The sequence below is a fragment of the Micromonospora sp. AMSO1212t genome, assembly GCF_008868145.1.
GTDB lineage: Bacteria > Actinomycetota > Actinomycetes > Mycobacteriales > Micromonosporaceae > Micromonospora > Micromonospora tulbaghiae.
The window spans coordinates 23,510-47,012 of sequence record NZ_WBKS01000021.1 but is presented as its reverse complement, the minus strand read 5'-3'; the positions used below and the strand labels follow the sequence as shown (position 1 = coordinate 47,012).

At 72.4% G+C, this 23,503-nt stretch carries 24 protein-coding genes; 11 read left to right on the top strand and 13 right to left on the bottom strand.

Annotated elements, in window-relative coordinates; translation table 11 throughout:
* Positions 1-45 precede the first annotated feature (45 nt).
* Positions 46-1,173 (bottom strand): cupin domain-containing protein, encoded by a 1,128-nt coding sequence (locus tag F8279_RS08745; protein WP_225853197.1) that lies wholly within the window; start codon positions 1,171-1,173, stop codon positions 46-48.
* Positions 1,174-1,183: 10 nt separating this feature from the next.
* Entirely contained in the window at positions 1,184-1,630 is a 447-nt protein-coding gene (locus F8279_RS30535; protein ID WP_225853196.1) for a hypothetical protein, read from the bottom strand.
* On the opposite strand from F8279_RS30535, the gene F8279_RS08735 reads away from it, so the two are divergent.
* Positions 1,617-2,348, top strand: a complete 732-nt coding sequence (locus F8279_RS08735) for a DUF1275 family protein (protein ID WP_151499612.1) — start codon at positions 1,617-1,619, stop codon at positions 2,346-2,348. The genes F8279_RS30535 and F8279_RS08735 overlap by 14 nt on opposite strands.
* A 104-nt stretch (positions 2,349-2,452) precedes the next feature.
* Here the strand turns inward: F8279_RS08735 and F8279_RS08730 are convergent, their stop codons facing one another.
* Together F8279_RS08730 and ligD are read right to left on the bottom strand one after the other, a co-directional pair.
* Positions 2,453-3,649, bottom strand: coding sequence for an NAD(P)/FAD-dependent oxidoreductase (locus tag F8279_RS08730; protein WP_091422505.1), 1,197 nt, complete (start codon positions 3,647-3,649; stop codon positions 2,453-2,455).
* A 119-nt stretch (positions 3,650-3,768) separates the two neighbouring features.
* Positions 3,769-4,728, bottom strand: a complete 960-nt coding sequence (gene ligD / locus F8279_RS08725) for a non-homologous end-joining DNA ligase (protein ID WP_151499611.1) — start codon at positions 4,726-4,728, stop codon at positions 3,769-3,771.
* 89 nt (positions 4,729-4,817) lie between these two features.
* On the opposite strand from ligD, the gene F8279_RS08720 reads away from it, so the two are divergent.
* Entirely contained in the window at positions 4,818-5,219 is a 402-nt protein-coding gene (locus F8279_RS08720) for a helix-turn-helix domain-containing protein (protein WP_091422498.1), read from the top strand.
* A gap of 1 nt (position 5,220) precedes the next feature.
* Here F8279_RS08720 and F8279_RS08715 read toward each other — a convergent pair whose 3' ends face one another.
* A complete protein-coding gene (locus F8279_RS08715; RefSeq protein WP_151499610.1) occupies positions 5,221-6,399 on the bottom strand; it encodes an NAD(P)/FAD-dependent oxidoreductase in 1,179 nt (392 codons plus the stop codon).
* A gap of 56 nt (positions 6,400-6,455) precedes the next feature.
* On the opposite strand from F8279_RS08715, the gene F8279_RS08710 reads away from it, so the two are divergent.
* From F8279_RS08710 to F8279_RS08700, 3 genes are all read left to right on the top strand, one after another.
* On the top strand, positions 6,456-7,046 hold the full coding sequence (locus tag F8279_RS08710; protein WP_217493431.1) for a PadR family transcriptional regulator: 591 nt from the start codon (positions 6,456-6,458) through the stop codon (positions 7,044-7,046).
* 91 nt (positions 7,047-7,137) lie between these two features.
* Entirely contained in the window at positions 7,138-7,683 is a 546-nt protein-coding gene (locus tag F8279_RS08705; RefSeq protein ID WP_091423291.1) for a TetR/AcrR family transcriptional regulator, read from the top strand.
* 28 nt (positions 7,684-7,711) lie between these two features.
* On the top strand, positions 7,712-9,892 hold the full coding sequence (locus F8279_RS08700) for an MMPL family transporter (RefSeq protein ID WP_091422489.1): 2,181 nt from the start codon (positions 7,712-7,714) through the stop codon (positions 9,890-9,892).
* A 34-nt stretch (positions 9,893-9,926) separates the two neighbouring features.
* Here the strand turns inward: F8279_RS08700 and F8279_RS08695 are convergent, their stop codons facing one another.
* A complete protein-coding gene (locus tag F8279_RS08695) occupies positions 9,927-11,183 on the bottom strand; it encodes an erythromycin esterase family protein (protein WP_151499609.1) in 1,257 nt (418 codons plus the stop codon).
* Between the two features lie 89 nt (positions 11,184-11,272).
* Between F8279_RS08695 and F8279_RS08690 the strand changes: the two genes are divergently transcribed.
* Positions 11,273-11,467: a DUF2795 domain-containing protein gene (locus F8279_RS08690; protein ID WP_091422483.1), complete on the top strand. Its 195-nt coding sequence runs from the start codon at positions 11,273-11,275 to the stop codon at positions 11,465-11,467.
* Here the strand turns inward: F8279_RS08690 and erm are convergent.
* Positions 11,451-12,257, bottom strand: coding sequence for an ErmE/ErmH/ErmO/ErmR family 23S rRNA (adenine(2058)-N(6))-methyltransferase (erm, locus tag F8279_RS08685; RefSeq protein WP_151499608.1), 807 nt, complete (start codon positions 12,255-12,257; stop codon positions 11,451-11,453). The genes F8279_RS08690 and erm overlap by 17 nt on opposite strands.
* 475 nt (positions 12,258-12,732) lie before the next feature.
* Here erm and F8279_RS08680 point away from each other — a divergent pair, with 475 nt between their 5' ends.
* Positions 12,733-13,671: a hypothetical protein gene (locus F8279_RS08680; protein WP_139135466.1), complete on the top strand. Its 939-nt coding sequence runs from the start codon at positions 12,733-12,735 to the stop codon at positions 13,669-13,671.
* Positions 13,672-13,682: 11 nt separating this feature from the next.
* On the opposite strand, the gene F8279_RS08675 is transcribed toward F8279_RS08680, so the two are convergent.
* Positions 13,683-14,579 (bottom strand): Gfo/Idh/MocA family protein, encoded by an 897-nt coding sequence (locus F8279_RS08675; protein ID WP_091422476.1) that lies wholly within the window; start codon positions 14,577-14,579, stop codon positions 13,683-13,685.
* Positions 14,580-14,703: 124 nt separating this feature from the next.
* Here F8279_RS08675 and F8279_RS08670 point away from each other — a divergent pair, with 124 nt between their 5' ends.
* Positions 14,704-15,126 (top strand): hypothetical protein, encoded by a 423-nt coding sequence (locus tag F8279_RS08670; protein WP_175438769.1) that lies wholly within the window; start codon positions 14,704-14,706, stop codon positions 15,124-15,126.
* On the top strand, positions 15,119-15,535 hold the full coding sequence (locus F8279_RS08665; protein WP_091422474.1) for a hypothetical protein: 417 nt from the start codon (positions 15,119-15,121) through the stop codon (positions 15,533-15,535). The genes F8279_RS08670 and F8279_RS08665 overlap by 8 nt, the downstream gene beginning before the upstream one ends.
* Positions 15,536-15,561: 26 nt before the next feature.
* Here the strand turns inward: F8279_RS08665 and fabG are convergent, their stop codons facing one another.
* Positions 15,562-16,320: a 3-oxoacyl-ACP reductase FabG gene (fabG, locus tag F8279_RS08660; protein WP_091422471.1), complete on the bottom strand. Its 759-nt coding sequence runs from the start codon at positions 16,318-16,320 to the stop codon at positions 15,562-15,564.
* A 61-nt stretch (positions 16,321-16,381) separates the two neighbouring features.
* Complete coding sequence (locus F8279_RS08655) at positions 16,382-18,034, bottom strand: alpha-amylase family protein (RefSeq protein WP_091422467.1); 1,653 nt, start codon at positions 18,032-18,034, stop codon at positions 16,382-16,384.
* 53 nt (positions 18,035-18,087) lie between these two features.
* Here F8279_RS08655 and F8279_RS08650 point away from each other — a divergent pair, with 53 nt between their 5' ends.
* A complete protein-coding gene (locus F8279_RS08650; protein WP_091422465.1) occupies positions 18,088-18,681 on the top strand; it encodes a DUF1349 domain-containing protein in 594 nt (197 codons plus the stop codon).
* 71 nt (positions 18,682-18,752) lie between these two features.
* Positions 18,753-19,415: a DedA family protein gene (locus F8279_RS08645; RefSeq protein ID WP_091422459.1), complete on the top strand. Its 663-nt coding sequence runs from the start codon at positions 18,753-18,755 to the stop codon at positions 19,413-19,415.
* A gap of 13 nt (positions 19,416-19,428) precedes the next feature.
* Here the strand turns inward: F8279_RS08645 and F8279_RS08640 are convergent, their stop codons facing one another.
* The 3 genes from F8279_RS08640 to F8279_RS08630 form a co-directional block, all read right to left on the bottom strand.
* Positions 19,429-20,994, bottom strand: coding sequence for a cellulose binding domain-containing protein (locus tag F8279_RS08640; RefSeq protein ID WP_151499607.1), 1,566 nt, complete (start codon positions 20,992-20,994; stop codon positions 19,429-19,431).
* Positions 20,995-21,132: 138 nt separating this feature from the next.
* Complete coding sequence (locus tag F8279_RS08635) at positions 21,133-22,557, bottom strand: carbohydrate-binding protein (protein ID WP_091422454.1); 1,425 nt, start codon at positions 22,555-22,557, stop codon at positions 21,133-21,135.
* A gap of 78 nt (positions 22,558-22,635) precedes the next feature.
* Positions 22,636-23,382: a YidC/Oxa1 family membrane protein insertase gene (locus F8279_RS08630; RefSeq protein WP_151499606.1), complete on the bottom strand. Its 747-nt coding sequence runs from the start codon at positions 23,380-23,382 to the stop codon at positions 22,636-22,638.
* Between the last annotated feature and the right edge of the window lie 121 nt (positions 23,383-23,503).

Sequence of the window (23,503 nt, the reverse complement as noted above, 5' to 3'; positions counted from 1 at the left end):
CGCGGACGCCACGACCCTGTGGCGTCCGCGCTCAGCACCGCGTCCTCAGTGCCGTTGCAGCGGGCTCTTCGTCTTCGGAAGCGCCTCGATCAGCTCGCGTGGCGCGTTGATCGTGTCCGCGACCACCTCCGGCGGGACGTTCGCCAACCACTGCGCGAGTGACACGTCCTCGAACTTCGCGGTCCGGAACAGCTCCAGGTAGACGAAGGGCTTGTCGCCGATGTTCTCGATGTAGTGGCCCATCGAGATCGGCACGTAGCCGACGTCTCCGGTCTCCATGTTGAAGGTGCGCGCGGTGCCGTGGTTGGCGAAGACGCCCATGCGTCCCTTGCCCGAGATCACGTACTGCATCTCCGCACCGTTCGGGTGCCAGTGCAGTTCCCGCAACGCGCCGGGCTCGATCTCCACCATGGCGACGGTGGTGGTGATGGCCGCGGCGAAGTTGCTCGAGTCGGCGATGCGTACGCTGCCGCCCTCGAACTTCTCCGGCGTCTGCGCGAGGAGGCTGTGCTTGAACGTCCGGGGCACGTCGCCGGTGGGGCTGAAGACCCGGTCCTCGGCCAGCGGCGGCGGGCTCTGGCCCGGGAAGATGTAGCGTTCCGACTCGGCCGGGAAGTTGGCCATCTGCTGCATCGTCCAGCCGAAGTTCTTGGCGATGACCTCCCTCGGCACGTGCGAGAAGAAGTCGGTCACCTGGAACGTCGCGTCCTCGGAGTAGCAGCCGTCGTCGAAGACGAGCAGGAACTCCACGCCCTCGTCGTGCGCCTGGATGTGGTGCGGGATGCCGGCCGGGAAGTACCAGAGGTCACCGGCCTTGACGTCCTCCAGGAAGTTGCGGCCCTCCTGGTCCACGGCGGCGATCCGGCAGCTGCCGGTGAGGACGAAGGCCCACTCGGACTGGATGTGCCAGTGCAGTTCCCGGTACGCCCCGGGGTTGAGCTTCATGTTCACGATCGCCAGGTCGTGGGCGATCGGCAGGAGACGGTTGGTGACCTCCCGGGTCCAGCCGCCGCTCTCCTGCCGGGTGTGCGCCAGCGAGAACGGGAACACCAGGTTGGGCATGAGCCCGTTGTCTGTCGACGGCGGATTGACCAGGTCGGGGTGTGACTGGTCGATCGCGGGATTCCGCGGGACCGTGCCGACCATCTGGTGGTCCTTGGGCGATGATCCCATTCCGGCACGGTCATTGGATCGGGGCATGACGGATTTCCTTCCGGGTGTGGACCGCCGATTCGGCGGCCCGGGACGGGACGAACAACGCCCGCAGGTGTTCCGGGCTCTGAAAGGCCACCGCGAGCGGAATCGCGACACAGAGGAACAGCGACGCCGCGATGCTCCACACCGGAGCATCCGTGGCGACTCCGGCGACGGCCAGCGCCGCGATCGAATAGAACGTGACGCGGATTCTGGCGACGGGGAGCACGAACATGCGCTCGGCCTCCTTCGGCTTCGAGTCTCGCCGTCGAGACGCAATTGCGATGCTGCCGAAGCGGATCCCCCCGGTGAATAACGCGATCGCGCCATTCACCGGAACGGACGGGAAACCCCTTTCCCGGCACTTCCGCGCATCGCGCGCCGCACCGGTTTCACGGGTGCGACCGGGGGTAGGGAGGGCGATGTCCAACAACACGGAGGATCGCTGGCGGGTGGGGGAATACGACTTCCACGTACCGTTTCTGGCACTTGCGCTCGCCACCGGCCTCGCCGGTGTGGTCGACGCATTCTCGTTCCTCAAGTACAAGGTGTTCGTGGGTATTCAGACCGGCAACGTGGCGTTCGTCGGAATGGGGGCCGCCGATCACTTTCCGCCCTGGCCGGCCGCGGTGGCGTCGCTTGTCGCGTTCGGCCTCGGCGGCCTGCTCGGCGCCGGGATCCGCCGCCTGCGCCCGGCCGGCCCGCTCACCCCGCCGGGCATGGAACTGCTCGCCATGCTGGCGCTGCTCGTGCTCTGGGGCCTGGTGGACCGGTCCCTCGACTCGGGGCGCGACTCGCTGACCGAGCGCACGATCCTGACCGCGCTGCTGGCGTTCCCGGTCGGCATCCTCGGCGGGTTGATCGTCCGCACCTTCGGCGTGCAGACCGCCACGTCGTACCAGACCGGCACCGTGCTGCGCACCACGAAGGGCATCGCCGACTGGGTGTTCGAGCCGGAGGGCCGCAGCGCGGCCGGGCGGCTCGCCGCGACCGGCCTGCTCTGCCTGGTCAGCTACGCGATCGGCGGGTTCGTCGGCGCGGCCACCGAGACCCGCCCGATCTGGACGATGATCGTCACCTGGGCCCTGGCCGTGGTGCTGATCGCGCTCACCTGGGGCAAGCGCCCACCGGCCACCGCGACGCGGCGTCGCTGACAGACCAAATCACCGAAGGCCCCCGACCAGCATGGTCGAGGGCCTTCGGTGATTGGGGCTCACCCGCGTCCCCGATCATCGAGGGCCGGTCCGTCCCCTCGGGCTTACGCCGACTGCCGGGCCACGCCCGGATCCCGGTTCGCTTGTGCCTGTACCAGTTGCCCGCGCTTGTTGTTGGGCAGCCACCGGTGCGAGCCGGGCTTGCGGGCCTCGTTCGTGAGATGGCCGACGCCGAACTTGTAGGTGAGCGCCTTGAGTCTCCCGCCGAGCCGGCCGCCGATGAACAGTCTCATCGCGGTGTCGTCCCGGCCGGCGAGCTGGTAGATGCCGGCCTGCGGCCCGAGGCCGACGCACATCGCGTTGAAGAAGACGCTGGCCGGCTCAGGCCGGAGGCCTGCCATCCGCCGCAGCAACGTGTCGGCGGCGTGCGCGCCGAGGCAGCCCGCGGTGTACGCGCTCATCCGATAGGGCACGCCGGAGGGTGCGGTCGAGTCTCCGGCCGCGACGATGCGGTCGTCGTCGATGCTGGTCAGTGTCTCGTCGGTGAGCAGCCGCCCGATGCTGTCGGTCCGCAGTCCGCTGCGCACGGCCAGATCCGGCACGCCGAAGCCCGCTGCCCAGACGGTGATCGCACTCGGCAGAACGCGATCGTCACGCAGCCGCACGGCATCACGCGTGACAGCGGTGACCTCGGTGCCGGGTCCGTCGAGAACCGTCACACCGAGCCTGGCGAGTGACCTGGCGGCCGCGCGCCGCGCGCGTGGATGCAGGTACGCGCCGAGCGTACCGCCGCAGACCAGACTCACCCGGTGGCCGCGTCCGGCGAGTTCGGCGGCGGTCTCGATGCCGGTCGGCCCCGCTCCGACGACCGTGACCGCGGCCCCCGCCGGGCTTTCGCCGATGATCGAGCGCAGCCGCTGCGCCGCCTCGATGGTGGCCATCGGATAGGCGAACTCGGCCATTCCGGAAACGGGCGGCTCGGCGCTCGCGCTGCCCACCGCGTAGACGAGATAGTCGTAGCCGAGTGCGCCGATCTCCGCGAGAACCACGCGGCGCTCGGTCGCGTCGATCACCGTGACCGCGTCCTGAACCAACTGAACACGCTCGTGCAGGACCTCCCGGTAGTCCACCACCGCCTCGTGCGATCCGGCGACCAGATGGTGCAGCCGCGGCCGGACGACGAAGTCCGGTCGTGGGTTCACCACTGTCACGCTGACGTCGTCGCGCTGCATCAGCCGGTTGGCCGCCATGACACCGGCGAAACCACCGCCGATCACTACCACCCTGGTGTACCCGGTCATGCCTGAACTCCTTCCGCTGACGGTTCGCACCCAAGACACCGGCCGGGCGCACCGTGTGACAGAAGTGGCTCAGGTCACCGGTCAGTCGTGGAAGGAATCGGCGCTGGTCCGCCCAGGGCTCACCCGGCCTCGCGGCGGGCCTTGGCGCGGCGTTTGCCCTCGTGCATCGCCTGGACCCGGGCCACCGGGATGGTCCGCCCCTGCTCGACCAGCTCCACCGGCAGCCGCTGCGGCGCGGGCAGCGCCTCCGCCCAGGGATCCCGGTCGCCCAGCAGCGCGGGCACGGTCCGCACGGTGAAGTCGGCCGGGCTCGCGCTCTCCAGGTCGGCCCAGCCCACCGGGTACGAGACCGGTGCGCCGGGCCGGATCCGAGGGCTGTAGGCGGCCACCACTGTCGCCCCGTACGCCCGGGTGGAGTCGACGAAGACGCGGCCGCCGCGGTCGGCGACGACGAACGCGGTGGTCGCGGCCGCCGGGTCGAGCCGTTCGGTCCGGGCGGCGAGCGCCCGGGTCGCGGCGGCGGCCTCCTGCGCCGTGGTGGCCGGGTCGACCGGCACGATCACGTGCAGCCCCTTCGCCCCGCTCGTCTTCACCGCCCCGGCCAGACCGGCGTCGGAGAGCGCCTGCCGCACCAGCAGCGCGACCCGCACCACGGCGCCGAACGCCTCCCCCTCCGGCGGGTCGAGGTCGAGCACCAGGTGGGACGGGTGCTCGGGCGCGCCGGTACGGGCCAGCGTCGGGTGGTACTCCACCGCCCGCTGGTTGGCGAACCAGAGCAGCGTCCGGCGGTCGTCGCAGAGGGCGTACGAGATCCGCCGGTGCGACGCCTCCGCCCACACCTCGGTGCGGCGCACCCAGTCGGGCGTGTACTTCGGCAGGTTCTTCTGCATGAACGGCTCCTGGCCGGGCCGCACCCGCAGCACCGACAGCGGCCGGTCCCGCAGTTCCGGCAGGATCCGGCCACTCACCGCGTCGAGATAGTCGACCAGGTCGCGTTTGGTCGCCCCGGCGCCGTCGAACAGCGGCTGGTCGAGGTTGGTCAGCGACACTCCGGCACGGGTCTCGTCAGCGGCGCCCATCGGACCACCATCCCGGGCCGGGCCCGGCTCGGCAACCCCGACACGGTGCCCGGCGCACCTCGCCGTCGCGCACCTGGGACGATCGGGGCGTGGGTGAGGCAGAGGCGGACCGGTGCGGTCCCGGCGCGGCGGAGCAGGCCAGCGCGTGCACCGTACGGGAGGCGCTGGACCGGGTCGGCGGCAAGTGGGCCATCGGCATCCTGATCGCCGCCTCGGCCGGTCCGATCCGCTTCACCGAGCTGGAGCGCCGGGTGGAGGGGATCAGCCGCCGGATGCTCACGCTGACGCTGCGCAACCTGGAGCGGGACGGGCTGCTGGACCGGCACGTGCATCCCACGGTGCCGCCGAAGGTGGAGTACACCGCGACGCCGATGGCCCGCGAGCTGTACGAGTCGCTGGTGGCGCTGACGAGCTGGGCGGAGCGGCACCGCGAGGCGATCAGCGAGGCGCGGGCGGCGTACGACAGCGCGCACGGGCGGCCGCCCGCCTGACTCAGCCCGCCACCCGCTCCGCCCAGTCGACGTGGTGGCCGAACAGCCATGCCTGCGCCGCGCCGCCGTTGCGCGCCAGGTACCGGGCGGCGAGCGGCATGCCCAGGTCTCGGACCACGCGCCCGACCGGGCCGGCGACCTTCGTGGTGCTGGTCCGCCGTCCCTGCGCGACCACCCGTTCCACCCGTTCGCGGCGCAACCGCTCGTACGCCCGGAACGCCGCCGGCACGTCGGGCAGGTCGCGCAGGCAGCGGGCGAGCTGGACGGCGTCCTCGAAGGCCATCGCCGCGCCCTGCCCGGAGGAGGGGGCGGCGGTGTGCGCCGCGTCGCCGATCACGATCATGCGGTCGCGGTGCCAGACCGGCACCGACGGCAGGTCGTACGTCGGCCAGCCGTACTCGATCCGCGCGGTGTGGTCGAGGATTCTCGTCGCCGGCCCCGGGTCGTCGGCGAGCAACGCGCGCAGCCGGGAGCGGGCCTCGTCCGGGCCGATCGCGGCGAGTTGCTCCCGGCTCGGCTCGGCCGGCTGCGGCGGGTTGGCGAACCACCAGACGTCGTCCTCCCCCACCACGATCCAGCAGAAGAAGCAGCGGCGGCCGAACATCATCTGCATCACGCCGCGCTCGTCGGGCAGGCGCAGCCCGCGGGCGAAGCCACCGGCGTTCAGCAGCGGCACGTAGCGGGGCTCGGGTGCGGCCGGGTCGATCAGCGTGCGGACCCGGGAGCGCAGCCCGTCGGCGCCGATCAGCAGATCGCCGTGGGCGGTCCGGCCGTCGGCGAAGCGGGCGGTCACGCCGCCGCCCGCGGCCACCGCGTCGGTCAGCCGCGCGCCGTGGACGAACTCGACGCCCCGGCGCAGCGCCTCGTCGCGCAGCGCCCGGTAGAGCTCGGAGCGACCGACCGTACGGCTGCCGGCCGCGTCGAACTCCGCGAGCCTGCGCCCCCTGTGGTTGCGCATGGCCATCCGGGGTGTCGGGTGCCCGAGCCCGGCCACCAGGGTGTCGAGGTCGATCGCGCGCAGCGCGTCCAGCCCGTTCACCGAGAGCGTCAGGAACGCGCCCACCCCGACGGCGTCGCGCGGGTACGCCTCGTACACCGACGCGTCGATGCCGGCGCGCCGCAGCGCCATGGCGGCGACCGGGCCGGCCAGGCCGGCGCCGACGACAACAGCTTTAGTCATTCCATGACTATACATAGAATGACTATGCGTCGACAGGGGCCACCTAGGGTGTGTGCATGACGGTTCGTCGCTCGCCGCTGGCGATGATGGTGCTGGCCCTCCTGGTCGAGGAGCCGATGCACGCGTACCGGATGCAGCAGCTCATCCGGGAGCGGGAGAAGCACGACGTGGTGAACGTGGCGCAGCGCAACAGCATCTACCAGACCATCGAACGCCTGCGCCGCGACGAGCTGATCCGGGTCGCCGAGACCACGCGCGAGGAGGGGCGGCCGGAACGCACCGTCTACGCGCTCACCCCGGCCGGGCGGCGCACGCTCGACGGGTGGCTCGCCGACGCGCTCGCCACTCCGGCCCGGGAGTTCCCGGAGTTCCCCGCCGCCCTGTCGTTCCTGCCCATCCTGCCGCCCGGGGAGGCCGCCCGGCGGCTCGACCAGCGGGCCGGCGTCATCGAGGCGCGGCTGCGCGAGCGGGAGGCGGCGCTGAGCGCGGTGGACCTGCCCCGGCTCTTCCTGGTCGAGGACGAGTACCAACTGGCGGTGCTCCGCGCCGAACTGGACTGGGTGCGCGAGCTCGTCGCCGACCTGCGCTCGGGTGCGCTGACCTGGTCCGGGGAATGGCTGGCCGACTGGACCGGAACACCAGGCTGACCTGGGGAAACAGGCCGTTGTGGCGAAGGCCACGCTGCGGATCTGACCGATCGGTCAGCACCTGACCGATCGGTCAGGCATGCTGGAGGACATGGCGCGACCCACCACCGCCACCCACGACGAGCTGCTGGCCGCGGCCGCTCGCCGGTTCGCCGTCACCGGGTACAAGGGCACCTCTCTGCAGGACATCGCCCGCGACGTCGGCTGCTCCAAGGCGACGGTGCTCTACCACTTCGCCAGCAAGGACGCCCTGCTCTGCGAGCTGATGGCCCCGGCCATCACGATGCTGGAGGAGCTGGACGCCCGCATCGCCGCGCACACCGGCGCCGAGGCCCGGCGCGCCGCCGCGGACGGCTTCGTCGACCTGGCGGTCCGCTTCCGCCGGGAGATCGCGCTGCTCCGGGGAGAGTTCCCCGACCTGCTCCAGCAGCCCGCGTTCGCCCACATCCAGCAGATCTCCGAACGACTCGTCGCCGCGTTCGCCGGCTTCTCCGACCGTCCGGAGGCACGCGTCGCGGCGCTCGTCGTGCTCGCCGGCATCGCCGAGACCTGCGGCGAGTTCCTGGACATCCCCGACGAACAGCTGCGACCCGCGCTGCTCGCCGTGGCGTACCGCGCGCTCGAAGTCACCACCTGATCCGTTCCTGCGAGGACAAGGAAGGTCCATGGCGACCCTGCTGTACCGGCTCGGCCGGGCATCCCTGCGCCGGCGACGACTCGTCGCCGTCGTCTGGCTCGTCGTACTCGTCGGCCTCGGCCTGGCCGCGGCCACGCTGAGAGGCCCGACGGCGAGCAACTTCACCATGCCGGGCACCGAGTCGCAGAAGGCGATCGACCTGCTCGCCGACCGCTTCCCGGCGGCCAGCGGCGCCACCGGCACGATCGCGATCAAGGCGCCGCAGGACGGCGCGCTGACCACGCCCGCCGGTCAGGCGGTGGTCACGCAGGTCACGCAGGAGGCGGCCACGCTGCCCGGCGTGGTCGGCGCGGTCGACCCGTACCAGGCGCAGGCGCTCACCCCGGACGGCCGGTACGCGCTGATCCAGGTGCAGTTCGCCGGCGGTGCGGACGACGTCACCGACGAGCAGCGCGACGCGTACGAGAAGGTCGGCGCGCAGGCCGAGGCGCAGGGCTGGCAGATCGCCCCCGGCGGCGAGGTGCTCAACGCCGAGCCGGAGGTCGGCTCCACCGAGGCGATCGGCGTGCTGGTCGCGGCGATCGTCCTGGTGATCACGTTCGGCTCGCTCGTGGCGGCCGGCATGACCATGCTGAACGCGCTGATCGGCGTCGGTGTCGGCATGGCCGGTCTGTTCGCGCTCAGCGGCGCGGTCGAGCTGACCAGCACCGCGCCGATCCTGGCGCTGATGCTCGGCCTCGCGGTCGGCATCGACTACTCGCTGTTCATCACCTCCCGGCACCGGCAGAACCTGCTCGACGGGCTCTCCCCGGAGGAGGCGGTCGGCCGCGCGGTCGGCACCGCCGGCTCGGCAGTGGTCTTCGCCGGCGCCACGGTGGTGGTGGCGCTCGCCGGCCTGGCCGTGGTGGGCATCCCGTTCCTCACCGTGATGGGCCTGGCCGCCGCCGGCACCGTCACGATCGCCGTGCTGGTGGCGATCACGCTGGCCCCGGCGCTGCTCGGCTTCGCCGGCCACAAGGTGCTGCCGCGCAAGCTGCGTGACCGCAAGGCGGTCGAGGACCCGACCACCGGCTCGGAGGACCGCTCCGGCTTCGGCTTCCGCTGGGCGCGGTGGGTGACCAAGCTGCGCATCCCGGTGATCCTCGTCGGGCTGCTCGGCCTCGGCCTGCTCGCGATCCCGGCCCAGGACATGCGCCTGGCGCTGCCGGACGCCTCCGCCGCCGCCGAGGGCACCCCCGCCCGGGTCAGCAGCGACCTGATCCGCGAGGGCTTCGGCCCCGGCTTCACCGGCCGGCTCGCGGTCGTGGTGACCGCCGACTCGCCGCAGGCCACCCAGGCCGCCATCCCGCAGGTGACCGCGCTGGTCCAGAAGACCGACGGGGTGCTGGCGGTGGCGCCGCCGCAGGTCGACCCGTCGGGGCGTACCGCGCTGATCGGGGTGATCCCGAAGACCGGGCCGACCGACGAGGCCACCGAGACGGTGGTGCACGACATCCGTAAGCAGGTCTCGGGCATCCAGAACGCCGACGTGCTGCTCACCGGCGTCACCGCGGTCGGCATCGACGTGTCGGAGAAGCTGTCCGACGCGCTGCCGGTCTACCTGCTGCTGGTGGTGGGCCTGTCGATCCTGCTGCTGATGCTGGTGTTCCGGTCGATCCTGGTGCCGGTCAAGGCGGCGCTGGGCTTCCTGCTCACCGTGGCGGCCACGTTCGGCATCACCGTCGCGGTGTTCCAGCAGGGCCACCTGGCCGACCTGGTCGGCCTGGACACGCCGGCACCGCTGGTCAGCTTCCTGCCGATCCTGCTCATCGGCATCCTGTTCGGCCTGGCCATGGACTACGAGGTCTTCCTGGTCTCCCGGATGCGCGAGGACTTCGTGCACGGCGACACCGCGCAGCAGGCCACCATCAACGGCATGGGGCACGGCGCCCGGGTGGTCACCGCCGCCGCGCTCATCATGATCTCGGTGTTCGGCGGCTTCGTCTTCCTGGAGGACCCGATCATCAAGTCGATGGGCTTCGCGCTCGCCATCGGTGTCGCCATCGACGCGTTCGTGGTCCGGATGACGATCGTGCCGGCGGTGATGTCGCTGCTGAACAACGCCGCCTGGTGGCTGCCGCGCTGGCTGAACAAGATCCTGCCCAACGTGGACGTCGAGGGCGAGGGCCTGCGCGCCCACCTCGCCGAGAAGCAGCACGCGAACGTGTGATCCGCACGGGTGGGGCCCTACGGGGCCCCACCCGTCACACACCAGCCGGATACGTCTCCATCTCACCGGGTGTGACGCAAGCCGGCAGCGGATGCAGCGCCGTCGTCTCGTCGCACCAGATGAACGCGTCGTAGCGCTCACCCAGCCGGGTCGGCACGTAGTTGCCCCAGGACTCGAAGCTCGGGTAGTACACCACCCCGATGGCCCGGTGGTCCGCCTCGCCGGTCACCCACTCCGGCTGGTCGTCGCCGCCGAAGACCAGCACCGCCCGGTCCGGCATCAGCTCGTGCAGCCGATGCTCCACCGAACCCTCCCGGGCCGGCGGCACCACCATCTTCTCGGCCGGTGAGCCCCAGCGCGGCGCGGCGATCACGCTGCCGTGCCAGCTGCCGAACCCGATCAGCGCCACCGCGTCCGGGCCGTGCCGTTCCCGGCCGAGCTGCCCGATGTTGACCATGCCGTCCGCCGCCATGTCGGTGGCCCGGGCGTCGCCGACGTGCGTGTTGTGCGCCCACACGATGCCCCGCGAGCCCGGCCCGTACCGGTCGAGCAGCCGGTCGAGCGTGTCGGCCATGTGGACGTCGCGGACGTTCCACGACTCGGGGCCGCCGCCGACCATGGCCCGGTAGTACCGTTCCGCGCCGGCCACCACCTCCGCGTTCTGCCAGGCCGAGAAGCGGTCCGGGCCGTCCGCGGTGGCCTGTTCCCGGGTACGCGCCAGCAGCCGGACCACCTCCTCCTCGCACCGGGCGGAGACGAACCGGCTGGCCATCCCGTACTCCTCGGGCCGCTTGCCGTACGGCTCGAAGCAGCGGTACGCCTCCTGGGCCGCCTCCAGCGAGGCCGGGTCCTCCTCACCGAGGTAGTCGAAGATGGCCTGCATCGACTCCCAGAGGGAATACACGTCCAGCCCGTGGAAGCCGGCCCGCTCCCCCTCGGGGCGTTCCAGGTTCCACGCCCGCAGCCAGCGGCAGAAGCGGGCCACCTCGGCGTTCGCCCACATCCAGGTGGGCCAGCGTTCGAACCGTTCCAGCGCGACGAGCGGATCGGCCGGCCCGTCCGGCGCGCCGACCACCGACCGGTGCACCCGGTCGCAGTCCGGCCAGTCCCCCTCCACCGCCACGAAGTCGAACCCCTGTTCGGCGATGAGCCGCCGGGTCAACTGTTCCCGCAGCCGGTAGTAGTCGTAGCTGCCGTGCGTCGCCTCGCCGATCATCACCACCCGGGCGTCCCGCACGCGGTCCAGCAAGGGGTCGAAGTCGCTCGGCGCGCCGAGCCGCTGTACCAGCATGTCCGCGGCTACCCGGGGCCCGCCGGGACAAACCGCCGCCGCGGCCCGGCGACGGGCATGCCGCCGGGCCCAGCGGGTAGCCGGGCGGCATGACCGTCACCGGCGCGCAGTTGCAGGAGTTCCTGGCCGGACTGGACTACCCGGTCTCCCGGGAGGACCTGGTCCGCTGGGGCCAGGAGAACGGCGCCAGCACCGAGACGCTCCAGCGGCTGCGCACGCTGCCGGCCGAGGAGTTCGACACCCCGGCCGAACTGGTCGAGGCGCTCGTCACGCTCGCCGGTTGAGCGGCGCGTGCAGCAGCCGGAACAGCACCAGCCACTGTTCCGGCCAGACCAGCCCGACCGGGGTGTCCGGCGCGATCCGCGCGGCCCGCAACGCGCCGTCGACCCGCGGCCTGGGGTGGCCCGCGCGCAGCGAGGCGGCGAGCGAGCCGCCGACTCCGCCGAAGCCCAGCTCCACCATCCGCCGGTACGCGGGCAGCGCCGCCGGCGCCACGAGTGGCGTCGTCCGGCGCTCCAGCCGCAGGATGCCCCCGTCCACGCCCGGCACCGGCCGGAACGCGGTCCGGGGCACCCGCCCGGCCAGCCGCCAGTGGTACTCGGGCCAGGTGAGCACGGTGAGCCGGCTCCACCGGCCGTGGTCGCCGGCGCGCTTGCGGGCGTAGTCGAGCTGGGTGAGCAGCGTCGCGGTACGCAACCCTGGTGCGGCCAGGCACCAGCGGACCACCGCGGCGGTGAGCGACCAGGGAATGTTGCCCGCCACCGAGAACGGGCCGGCGGGCGGGGACGCGGTCAGGAAGTCGGCCGCCCGTACCTCGACGTTCGGCAGCGGAGCGCAGGCCGCTGTCAGCTCGGGCAGCACGGCCGGGTCGACCTCGTACGCGATCAGCCGCCCGCACCGCGCGGCGAGCGGCCGGGTCAGCCGGCCGCGACCGGCGCCGACCTCCAACAGCAGGTCGTCCGGGCCGGACCGGACCGCGCGGACCATCCGCGCGACGGCGGCCGGGTCGGCGAGGAAGTTCTGGGACAGTACGCGACGGGACCGGTCGCGTGCGGTGTTTCGGCGGGGCGCCACGGGTTCGTCCTGTCTGTCGCCGGACGGCGACGGGTACGGACCGCTGCGCGGGTGTCCCCCGCCGTCGAGGCGGCGTGGGGCGGATCGGGCGGGCGGTCCGAGCGGATCGGGACTCGGACGACCCTGGGGAGTGGCCGGGACGCGGCGCATGCCGGAGACAGCCACCTCGGCGAGGTGGCATGGTCGAACCACGGGTGCCGCCACCTCGGCGAGGTGGCACGACCGGCGCCCCTCGGGGCGGGTCGGGAACCGGCGGTCAGGTCAGACGCGGGCGGCGTACCGGCCGGCCAGGGCCGGGCGCCGGAACCGCGGACGGGCGTCCAGGAGGAGCCCACACGCGGCCGGCGCGACGGCCACACGGATCAGGGCATGCGTGAACATGCCGCCACGCTAACGCCCGGGTCCGGCCCGGGCGACCGGTTTTCTCCCGCTCGGCGGTGCGCCGGCCGACGCCCGTTGATCTATCCTTTGTGGAATGTACAAATATGCCGGGGCCCAGATGGAACCGACCTACGCCGACTTCGGCTCCGAACCGCCGCGTACCGGGAATGTCACGATCACCGGTGTCGAGCGGTCCTCGGCTGCCGGCGACCACCTGGCAATCGGCGCCGGCGGATCGGTCGAGCTGGAGTTCGACGTGCCTGACCCGGTCGTCGTCCAGGAGGCCTGTGTCGCCCTGCGGGCGCTCACGTCGATGTTCTCCCGCGAGCCCGGATACGCCCCGCTCACCGTTCGCCTCAACGGCAGACCGCTGGCCGACCGGATGCGGATCCCGAATGGTGGTGGCCTGCCGCAGCGTCTGGTCTTCGCGGTCCCCGCCGAGGACCTGGTCGCCGGCCGGAACACGTTGCGGATCGACAGCGGCGCCGACGCCCGCAGCATGCTGTGGTTGTACCGGGTGACGATCGATCCGATGCACGCGCACGACCAGGCGGGCCTGGCGCTGGCACGGCAGGCGATCGCCGAGCCCGTGCTGCGGTACGCGACCGCCGCCGGGGAGGTCACCATTCTCATCGACCGCGGTGAACAAGCCCTCCTCGACCAGGTGGCGTGGGCGGACACGTCCGGCGCGGAGTACGCGATCACGTTCGAGCAGCAGCACACCGCCTTCTACGGCTGGCGCCGGCAGCCGGGTCAGCGGCCGAGGGAGTTCCGCGGCCGGCTCGCCGGGCGCGGCTCCAGGGCCGAGCAGGCCCGGCGGTTCACCACGGAGGAGGGCTGGAGCGGTGGGTGGCACCGATCCGGGGACCTGCTCGTCGCGGTGGGTGTGCCCGGGCACGCGGTCACCAGGATGAGCTGGCGCCACGGCAGCGGCAACAACGGCACCGTCGCTTTCGCCGACGACGGATTCCTGGGCACGTACCAGCGCACCGGGGAAGGACCCATCGGCTACCGCGGCCGTCCCGGCTCGTGACCGTCCCTTCCTTACAGGTCGACGGTGCGTCCCTGCGCCCGGGCGGTCTGCGCGGCGTCCAGCACCGCCACCACCTCGCGGCCGAACCGCACGTCGCAGCGGTGGTCGCGGGTGCCCGCGTCGACCTCCTCCAGCAACTGGTCGAGCGCGGCGCCGAACGCCTGGAGCGCGCTGCCGTCGCCGGGCGGCACGGTCTCGGTGCCGTTCTCGCCGAAGAAGACGAAGTCCCGGGTGACCGCCTCGGACGGCGCGTCCAGGGTGAGCGAGAGCGAGCTGGTCGCGCCGCCGTCGTGGGTGAGCAGCAGGTGCACCAGGCCGCTCGGGCCGTCCATCGCGGCGACCCGGGTGACCCGGCCGAGCACGGGCAGGATCAGGGACAAGGCGTGCGGGCCGATGTCCCACAGCGCGCCGCGCTCCCGCCGCCAGGTCGAGTCGCCGTACGGGTTCCCGGGCTGGAAGATCGAGGCGAACATGGTGGCGCGGGCGTGCTGCCAGCCGCCGGCCGCCGCGGTCGAGGCGAGGAAGCCGGTGACGTTCGGGTGGAAGCGCTGGGTGAAGAAGACCACCGAGGCCACCCCGGACGCCTGCGCCGCGGCGACCACCCGGTCGGCGTCGGCCAGGTCGAGCGCCAGCGGCTTGTCCAGCAGGAGGTGCCGCCCGGCGGTGGCGGCCCGGACGGCGATGTCGGCCTGCACGTCCGGCGGGAGCGCCACGGCGACCGCGTCGCAGGCGTCGATGAGCGCGTCGACGTCGGTGAAGGCCGGTACGCCGTGCCGGGTGGCCAGTTCCTCGGCCTTCGCGGGGTTGCGCCCCCACACGCCGGCGAGCTGGGCCCGCGGGTGCGCCTCGATGGCCGCGGCGTGCGTCTGCGCCGCCCAGTAACCCGTGCCGAACAACCCGATCCGCACCCCGACCCCCTGCCGTCGACGTCGCCACCGGCGTACGCCGGGACCGTGATCCACGCTAGTCCCCCGACCCGTCCGGCGCGCCACGACCCGGCGGGCGAGCCGCTACTACACGGATTAGTAGGCTGTGCCGGTGAACGACACCGTGTCGACGACCAGTGCGGCGGCCGCCTCCGCCTCCCCGGTGGACGGGCCGCTCGCCACGGTCGCGATCGTGATCTCGCTGGCGGTCGCCGTCTGGGCCCTGGTGGCGGCGGTACGCCACCGGCCGCCGGACCGGATCCAGTTCGTCGGCCTGGCCGTGCTGGAGGTGGCGCTGCTCGCCCTCACCGTGACGGCGCTCGTCGCGCTCGGCGGCGGGGACCGGCCGGGCGAGCCGGGCGCGTTCTTCGGCTACCTGGCGACGCTGGTCTGCCTGCCGCCGCTGGCCTGGGTGCTGGCCCGGATGGAGCCGACCCGCTGGGGCTCGGGCATCGTGTGCGCGATCTGTTTGGTCACGCCCGTGGTGGCGGTACGGCTCCAGCAGACCTGGGAGGCCCTCGGTGGCTGAGACCACGACCGAGCAGCGCGCCACCAACCGGGGGCCGGGCCGGTTGCTGATCGCCGTCTACATCGTCTTCGCCATCGCCGCGACCTCGCGGGCCGGGCTGCAGATCGCCACGAAGTTCGACGAGGCGCCGGTGGCGTACCTGCTCTCCGCGCTCGCCGCGCTGATCTACATCGTGGCGGCGGTCGGGCTGGCCCGGGCCGGGCACGCCGGCCGCCGGATCGCGCTCGCGTGCTGCACCGTCGAGCTCGTCGGGGTGCTCGGGGTGGGCGTGCTGAGCATCGCCGACAAGGAGCTGTTCCCGGACGAGACGGTCTGGTCCGACTTCGGCAGCGGCTACGGCTACGTACCGCTGGTGCTGCCGGTGCTCGGCCTGTTCTGGCTCTGGCGCACCCGGCGCGACCCCGCCTGAGCGGGCCCGCGCCGGGTGAGGGCCGGTCAGTCCTTCGGACCGCCGGCGACGTAGATGACCTGGCCGGAGACGAAGGACGCGCCCTCGCCGACCAGGAACGAGATGGTGTGCGCGACGTCCTCCGGACGGCCGGGACGGCGTACCGGGATCTCGGCGGCGGCGTGCTTCTGGAGGTCGTCGAAGTCGACCTTCATCCGCGCCGCGGTCGCCGCGGTCATGTCGGTGACGATGAAGCCCGGTGCGACCGCGTTGACCGTCACGCCGAACGGGCCCAGCTCGATCGCCAGCGTCTTGGTGAAGCCCTGGAGGCCGGCCTTGGCGGCCGAGTAGTTCGCCTGGCCCCGGTTGCCGAGCGCGGAGGTGCTGGACAGGTTGACGATCCGGCCCCACTTCGCCTCGACCATGTGCTTCTGCGCGGCCTGGCTGAACAGGAACGCCCCGCGCAGGTGCACGCCCATGACCGTGTCCCAGTCGCCCTCGGTCATCTTGAACAGCAGGTTGTCGCGCAGCACACCGGCGTTGTTGACCAGCACGGTCGGTGCGCCAAGTTCGGCGGCGATCCGTTCGACGGCGGCCTCGACCTGGGCCCGGTCGGACACGTCGGCGCCGACGCCGAGCGCCCGGCCGCCGGCCGAGCCGATGGCGTCCACCGTCTCCTTGGTGGCGGACTCGTCGATGTCGACCACGGCGACGGCCATGCCGTCGGCGGCCAGCCGGCGGGCGGTCGCCGCCCCGATGCCGCGCGCGGCTCCGGTCACGATGGCGACGCGGGGCTCCTCCGACATGCTTACCTCCCGGTAACTTGTGGCTCGATCGAAGGAGCTTAACCCGCCGGTACGCCGCCCCCTACCGCTCGTGGCCCCGGCAGAGCCGGATCCACCGGTAGCCGTACCCGCCGAGCTTGAGCCGGTCGAGCTTGCCCACGTCCTCGTAGTTGCGGTCGCTCAGCACGTCGATCGGCAGGTCCGCCTCCGGGGCCAGCGTGCTCAGGTCGACCTCGACGTCGGAGGTGCCGAGGTTGTGCAGGAACACCATGGTCCCGGTACGCCCGTCGGCGCGGTGCGCGAGCACGCCCGGCGGCATCGGCACGTCGATGTGGGTGGTGCTGCCCGAGCCGGTCTCCGGCGCCTCCCGCAGCGTCCGGATCATCCGCTCGAACCAGCCGAGCAGCGAACGCGGGTCCTTGCGCTGGGCGGTGACGTTGACCTTCTGGTAGCCGTACTCGCCCTTGTCGATCACCGGGCGGACCAGTTTCTCCGGCTCGGCCGTGGAGAAGCCGGCGTTGTCCGCGTACGACCACTGCATCGGGGTACGGATCGCGTCGCGCCCGTCCAGCGACAGGTTCTCCCCCATCCCGATCTCCTCGCCGTAGCGCAGCACCGGCGTGCCGCGCAGCGAGAACTGCAACGAGTACGCCAGCTCCATGTGCCGGCGGTCGTTGCCGAGCATGGGTGCGAGACGACGGCGGATGCCCCGGCCGTAGAGCTGCATGTTCTCGTCCGGACCGAACTCCGCCAGCACGTCGTTGCGCTGGTCGGCGGTGAGCCGGGACAGGTCGATCTCGTCGTGGTTGCGCAGGAACGTCGCCCACTGGCCGCCGGTGGGCAGCTTCGGGGTGTCGCGCAACGCCTCGATGATCACCTCCGGGTCCTCCCGGGCCAGGGCGAGCATCAGCCGGCCGTTGAGCATGAAGTCGAAGAGCATGTGGATCCGGTTGCCCGAGCCGCTGCCGTCGCCGAAGTAGACGGGCAGCTCGTCCGGCTCGACGTTCGCCTCGGCCAGCAGGACCGAGTCGCCGCGCCGCCACTGCACGTGCTGGCGCAGGTCGGTGAGGAAGTCGAAGTCCTTCGGTGAGTTCGGGTTGCCCGGCTCGGTGCGCTCGATGATGAACGGCACCGCGTCCATCCGGAAGCCGGAGACGCCGAGCTGGAGCCAGAACGAGGTGATCTTCTTGATCTCCGCCCGGACCTGCGGGTTCTCGATGTTCAGGTCCGGCTGGAACTTGTAGAAGCGGTGGTAGTACCACGCCTTGGCGGTCCGGTCGTAGGTCCACGTCTCGTGCTGCTCGCCCGGGAAGACCATTCCCTGGTGGCGGTCGGCGGGCTCGTGGTCGGCCCAGACGTACCAGTCCCGGTACGGCGAGTCGGGCGAGGACCGGGCGGACTGGAACCACGGGTGCTGGTCCGAGGTGTGGTTGACCACCAGGTCGATGATCACTCGGATGCCCCGGTTGCTCGCCTGGTGCAGCAGCTCGGCGAAGTCGCCGAGCGTGCCCAGGCGCGGGTCCACGTTGTAGAAGTCGGTCGCGTCGTACCCGTCGTCCTCGTTGGGCGAGGGGTGGATCGGGTTCAGCCACAGGCAGGTGACCCCGAGCCGGGCCAGGTAGTCGAGCCGGCCGATCAGCCCCTGGAAGTCACCCACCCCGTCGCCGTCGGAGTCCGCGTACGTGTCGACGTCGAGGCAGTAGACGACCGCCTCCTGATACCACCTGTCACCCATGCGGCTACTACTTCTCCGAAGGCGCACGGCGGCAAACCCGGTACGGTGCCGGGATGGACGAGGAGGCGTACGACTGGTCCGCGGGCACCTGGCTGAACCCGCCCGAGCGGGCCGAGCCGGCCGGCGGCGGCCTGCTGGTCGAGCCGCGCGGCGGCAGCGACTTCTGGCGGCGCACCAGCTACGGCTTCGTGCACGACGACGGCTCGGCGCTGCTCGCGCCGTTCGGCGTGGACAGCGCCGTCGAGGTGTCGTTCCGGCTCGACTACTCGGTCCAGTTCGACCAGGCCGGCGTGCTGGTGCGGGTGGACGAGCGGCGGTGGACCAAGGCCGGGGTCGAGGTGAGCGACGGTTCGCCGCAGGTGGGTGCCGTGGTCACCGACGAGTTCTCCGACTGGTCGGTGGCGCCGGTGCCGGACTGGTCGGGCCGGGAGGTGACGGTCCGGGTGAGCCGGGCCGGCGACGCGCTCACCGTGCGGGCCCGGTGCGAGGACGAGCCGTGGCGGCTGGTCCGGGTCGCCCCGCTCGATCCGGCGGCGCAGGCCTCGGCCGGGCCGTACTGCTGCTCGCCCAGCCGGGGTGGCCTGGTGGTCCGCTTCACCGGCTGGCGGCGGGGTCCCGCGGACGCCGCGCTGCACCCGGAGGGCTGAGTCACAGGTGTGACGGCCACCGGTCCGGGTAACACCTTCGGATCTCCCGGCTCTCGCGTGGAAGGACCGCCATGGCCCTGGCCCAGGACGTCGACCCGAACCAGTTCACCGGGCTGACCGGCTGGGTGGCGAGCGTGATCGACTCGTTCGGCGCGGTCGGTGTGGCGCTGCTGGTGGCGCTGGAGAGCATCATCCCGCCGATCCCGAGCGAGATCGTGCTGGCGATGGCCGGCTACCTGTCCGCCGAGGGCCGGTTCAACGTGGTGCTGATCGTGGTCGCTGCGACTGTCGGCTCGCTGCTCGGCGCGCTGGTGCTCTACTGGCTCGGCGCGGCGCTCGGCGAGGAGCGGCTCAAGCGCTGGCTGGACCACATCCCGCTGGTCGACCTGGAGGATCTGGAGAAGGCCGACCGCTGGTTCGAGCGGCACGGCCGGTGGGCGGTGCTGATCGGCCGGGTGGTGCCGGTGGTGCGCAGCCTGGTCTCGATCCCGGCCGGCGCCAACCGGATGCCGCTGGGCGAGTTCATCCTGCTCACCACGCTCGGCAGCGGGGTGTGGAACGCCCTGATCGTCGGCGCCGGCTACGTCCTCGGGTCGCGGTGGGAGAACGTCGACAGGTACAGCCAGTGGTTCAACTACGCGATCTTCGCCGTCTTCGGTTTCATGATCGTGAGCTGGGCGGTGAAGAAGGTGCGCCGGCGGCGCGCCCGGCAGTCGGTGACCACCGGGCGCTGACCGCCGCGCGGGCTCAGAAGCCCGCTGTGATGCCGGTGAACTCCCAGGTGTTCTGCGCGATGCCGGAGCAGTTGGCGACCACGCCGCCGCCGGGGCAGGGCCGGTCCCGGTTGACCGACCAGAACGTGAACCGGGCCAGGCCGCGGGCCTTGGCCCAGTCGCGGATCTGCGTCCAGGTGGCCGGCGAGGTCAGTTCCTGCTGGTCGGAGAGGCCGTTCATGCCGGACAGGCCCATGTGCGCGTACGCGGTGGCGTCGGACCAGCCGAACGCGTTCTTCAGCGCGTTCTTCAGGCCCTCGGCCGCGTTCACGGTGCTCTGGTACATGTTCGCGCCGCCGCCGAAGTCGAACGGCATGATCGTGAACACGTCGATCCCGGCGCCCTTGGCCGCGGCCTGGTTGATCAGCCGGGTGCCGTAGTACGACGGCCCGGTGGTCGAGGTGCCGAACGTGATGATCGTCTTGATGCCCGGGTTGTTCTGCTTGACGATCTTCAGGGCGTCCAGGATGCGGTCCTGCACCACCTCGTTCTCGAACTCGTCGCTGTTCTCGATGTCGATGTCGATCGCCTTCAGCCCGTACGCGTTGATGACCTGCTGGTACGCGCCGGCCAGCGCGGCGGCGGTCGAGCAGTTCGGGCCGAGCTTGTTGCCGCTCCAGCCGCCGAAGGACGGGATGACGTCGCCGCCGGCCGCCTTGATCGCGGCGATGGTGGCGGCGTGCGTGCCCCCGGTCAGCGGGCCGTTGCCGTCCCAGGCCGGGGTGCAGCCGCCGCCGGAGAGCACGAACGCGATGGTGAACCACTTGATCCCGGTCGCACCCATCACGGTGGCGGGCGCGGGCGGGTCGCCCCAGCCCGGGTAGAGGTAGGGCGCCGCGGCCATCGCGCCACTGCCGCCACCGGTGCAGCCGCTGGTGGTCGCCGCGACGGCCGCCGACTTCGCCGACTCGCCGGTCCCGTTGTACGCGGCCACGGTGTAGCTGTGCCCGCTGCACGCGGCCAGCCCGGAGACGGTGGCCGAGGTGCCGGTGACGGTGGCCCTCACCGTGCTGCCCTCGTACACCCGGTAGCCGGTGACGGTGCCGGAGACCGCGTTCCAGGCGAGCGAGACCGACGACGCGGTGGTGCCGGTGACCCGCAGCCCGCCCGGCGTGGCCGGTGCGCCCGGGTTGCCGGGGTTGCCGCCGCCGGTGCAGGAGGCGCCGTTGACAGTGCAGTTCACCGGGTCGCCGGTGCCGCTGACGACGAAGCCGAAGCTGGTGCTGGCGCCCGGGGCGAGCGCGCCGTTCCAGGACTGGTTGACGGCGGTGACGTGCTGGCCGGAGGTGGTGAGGCGGGCGTCCCAGAACGAGCCGAGCGTGCTGCCGGACGGAAGGTCGAACTGGACGTTCCACGAGGAGATCGCGGCGGAGCTGTCGTTGGTGACGGTGAACCGTGCCTCGTACCCGCTGCTCCAGCTGGAGGTGCGGACGAAGGCGGCGGTGGCGGCGGAGGCGGGTGGTGCGGCGAGCAGGGCACCGGCGACCACGGCGGTGGTCAGCGCGGCGGCGAGCGTCGCCAGGCGGGGGCGGAGTCTCACGGCGTCCTCCAGGGGACGGGCGGGGTGGAGAGGGATTCACAACCGTCGACGTGCGCCTATTATTAGGAGTGTTAACTGTTTCTGTCCAGCACCGGTTCGGCGCGGCCCGGTACGTCCGGGCCGCGCCCCGGCCGCGCCTCAGCGGCGGAAGGTGAACCAGTTGACGTTGACGAAGTCCGACGGCTGGCCACTGCTGAACGTCAGGTAGACGGTGTGCCGCCCGGTCACCGCGCTGACGTTGCCCGGCACCGAGCGCCACGTCTGCCAGCCGCCGGTGTTGCCGACCGCGAAACTGCCGATCGGCGGCGCGGTCGGGCTGTCCACCCGGACCTCCACCAGCCCGCTCACCCCGGACGCCGCGCCGGACGCGACCCGGGCCACGAAGTCGCGCGGCGGCGTGGCGCCGAAGTCGACGTTGTCGTAGCGGGCCCAGTCGCCGTTGGCGAGCCAGCCGATGTCCTGCCCGCCCTCGGAACACGTCTCCACCTGCACGCCGTTCTGCGCGTTGAACGACTCGGCCTGGATCGTCGCGTACGCGTCCCGCACCCCGCCCGGCGGGGGCGTGGTCGGCGTGGGCGACGGGTTGCTCCCGCCACCCCGGGTGTAGACGGCCACGTAGTCGACGAGCATCGACCGGCCGGACACGGTCGAGGCGGTGGGCGTCGCCGAGCCGGCCACGCCGTCCGGGAAGCCGCCGCCCATCGCCACGTTGAGCAGCAGGAAGTAGCCGGCGTGGTTGGTCATCTGACTCCAGTACGGCTCACCGATCTGGTTCTGCCCGACGGTGTGGAAGAGCTGGCCGTCGACGTACCAGCGCAGCTGCTGCGGGCTCACCGAGGCGTCCCACTCGAACCGGTAGGTGTGGAACGCCGACTGGCAGGTGCTGCCCGGGCAGGCCCGGGACGCGCCGATGCCGTTGAACTCCCCGCACGGGCCGCCCGGCGCGACACCGCAGTGCAGCACGCCCCAGACCGAGTTGATCCCGTTGACGTTCTCCATCACGTCGAACTCGCCGATGCCCGGCCAGTTCTGGTAGTTGCCCCGGTACGGCGAGCCGAGCGCCCAGAACGCCGGCCAGTACCCGGACGCCGCCGCGCCTGTCACGTTCGGCATCTGGATCCGGCCCTCCAGGGCCAGCACGCCACCCGACGGCGCCTTGAAGTTCGAACGCACCGTCTCGATCCGGGCCGAGGTCCAGCGGCCGGCCGAGTCCCGCAGCGGCGTGATGCGCAGGTTGCCCGAGCCGTCGTGGGCCAGGTTGGCGGTGCTGGAGGTGTAGGTCTGGATCTCGCCGGTGCCCCAGTTGGCCGGGCCGCCCGGGTAGCTGGTGCCGGTGTCGATGATCCAGTTGGCGGACGAGGGCAGGGTGCCGGCGGAGCCGGTGAAGTCGTCGCTCCACACCAGGCTCCAGCCGGACGGCGTCGGGGGCACCGCCGCCTGGGCGGTCATCGAGACGCCCGCGAGGGCTGTGGTGAGCGCGAGGACGCCGGCGGCCAGGGCGAGCCGGCGGCGCGGTCGGGGCACGGTGGCGGAGGCGGCCGGAGCCGCCGGGATCGGGTTCATGCGGGGTGCCTCTCTGCGGGGACGGGACCGGGAGAGCGCTCTCTGAGAGCGATTTCTACGCGCCCGCCCCCGCACTTGTCAACGCTTGTCGATGGCCGCCGCCGGCTGCGGCCGCCGCAGCACCACCTGCTCCAGCGCCGTCCACGCCGTCGTGGTGACCAGATAGAGCACCGCCGCCAGCGGCACCACGAGCGCGACGAGCACGGTGCCGTACGGCAGCAGCGGCAGCAGCCGCCCGAGCACCGCCGCGCCCGGCCCCTCGGTCGGGGCACCGGCCACGGTGCCGGTGGCGGCCGCCGCCCGGCGCATCCGCCGCGAGGACCACCAGGCAAGCGCGAGCAGCACGGCCAGCAGCACCCCGAACACCAGCGGCACCGGGCCGGCCAGCCCGTCGCCGAGGTGCCACCCCAGCGGTACGCCGGCGAGCCGCTCCCCCAGCAACTCCGGCGCCCCGTCCCCGGTCGCGAACACGCGGTACATGACCAGGAAGAACGGCGCCTGCAACAGGGCCGGCAGGCAGCCCGCGACCGGGCTGGCCCCGGCGTTGCGGTAGAGCGCGAACACCTCACTCTGGAGGCGGGCCGGATCGTCGGCGTACCGACGCTGGAGTTCCCGTACCTCGGGGGCGAGCGCCGTGCGACGCCGCTCCCCGCGTACCTGGGCCACCGTCAGCGGCGAGATCAGGAGCCGGACGGCGACTGTGAACAGGACGATGGCGGCGGCCGTCGCGGCGCCGCCGGTGAGCGGGGCGAGCACGTCGGCGAGCCAGGTGACGACGGTGGCCGCGGCCGAGGCCGCGGAGTGCAGCGGTGCGAAGGCGAGCATGGGTGGACCCCTCGATGGCGATTCCGGGTGTCCCGGGCGGCGACGTGCCGCGCGGCGGGACGGATGACGACGGAATCGGCCGCGAAAGCCGGGGATGGAGGCCCGCCGACGCGGGCCGGGA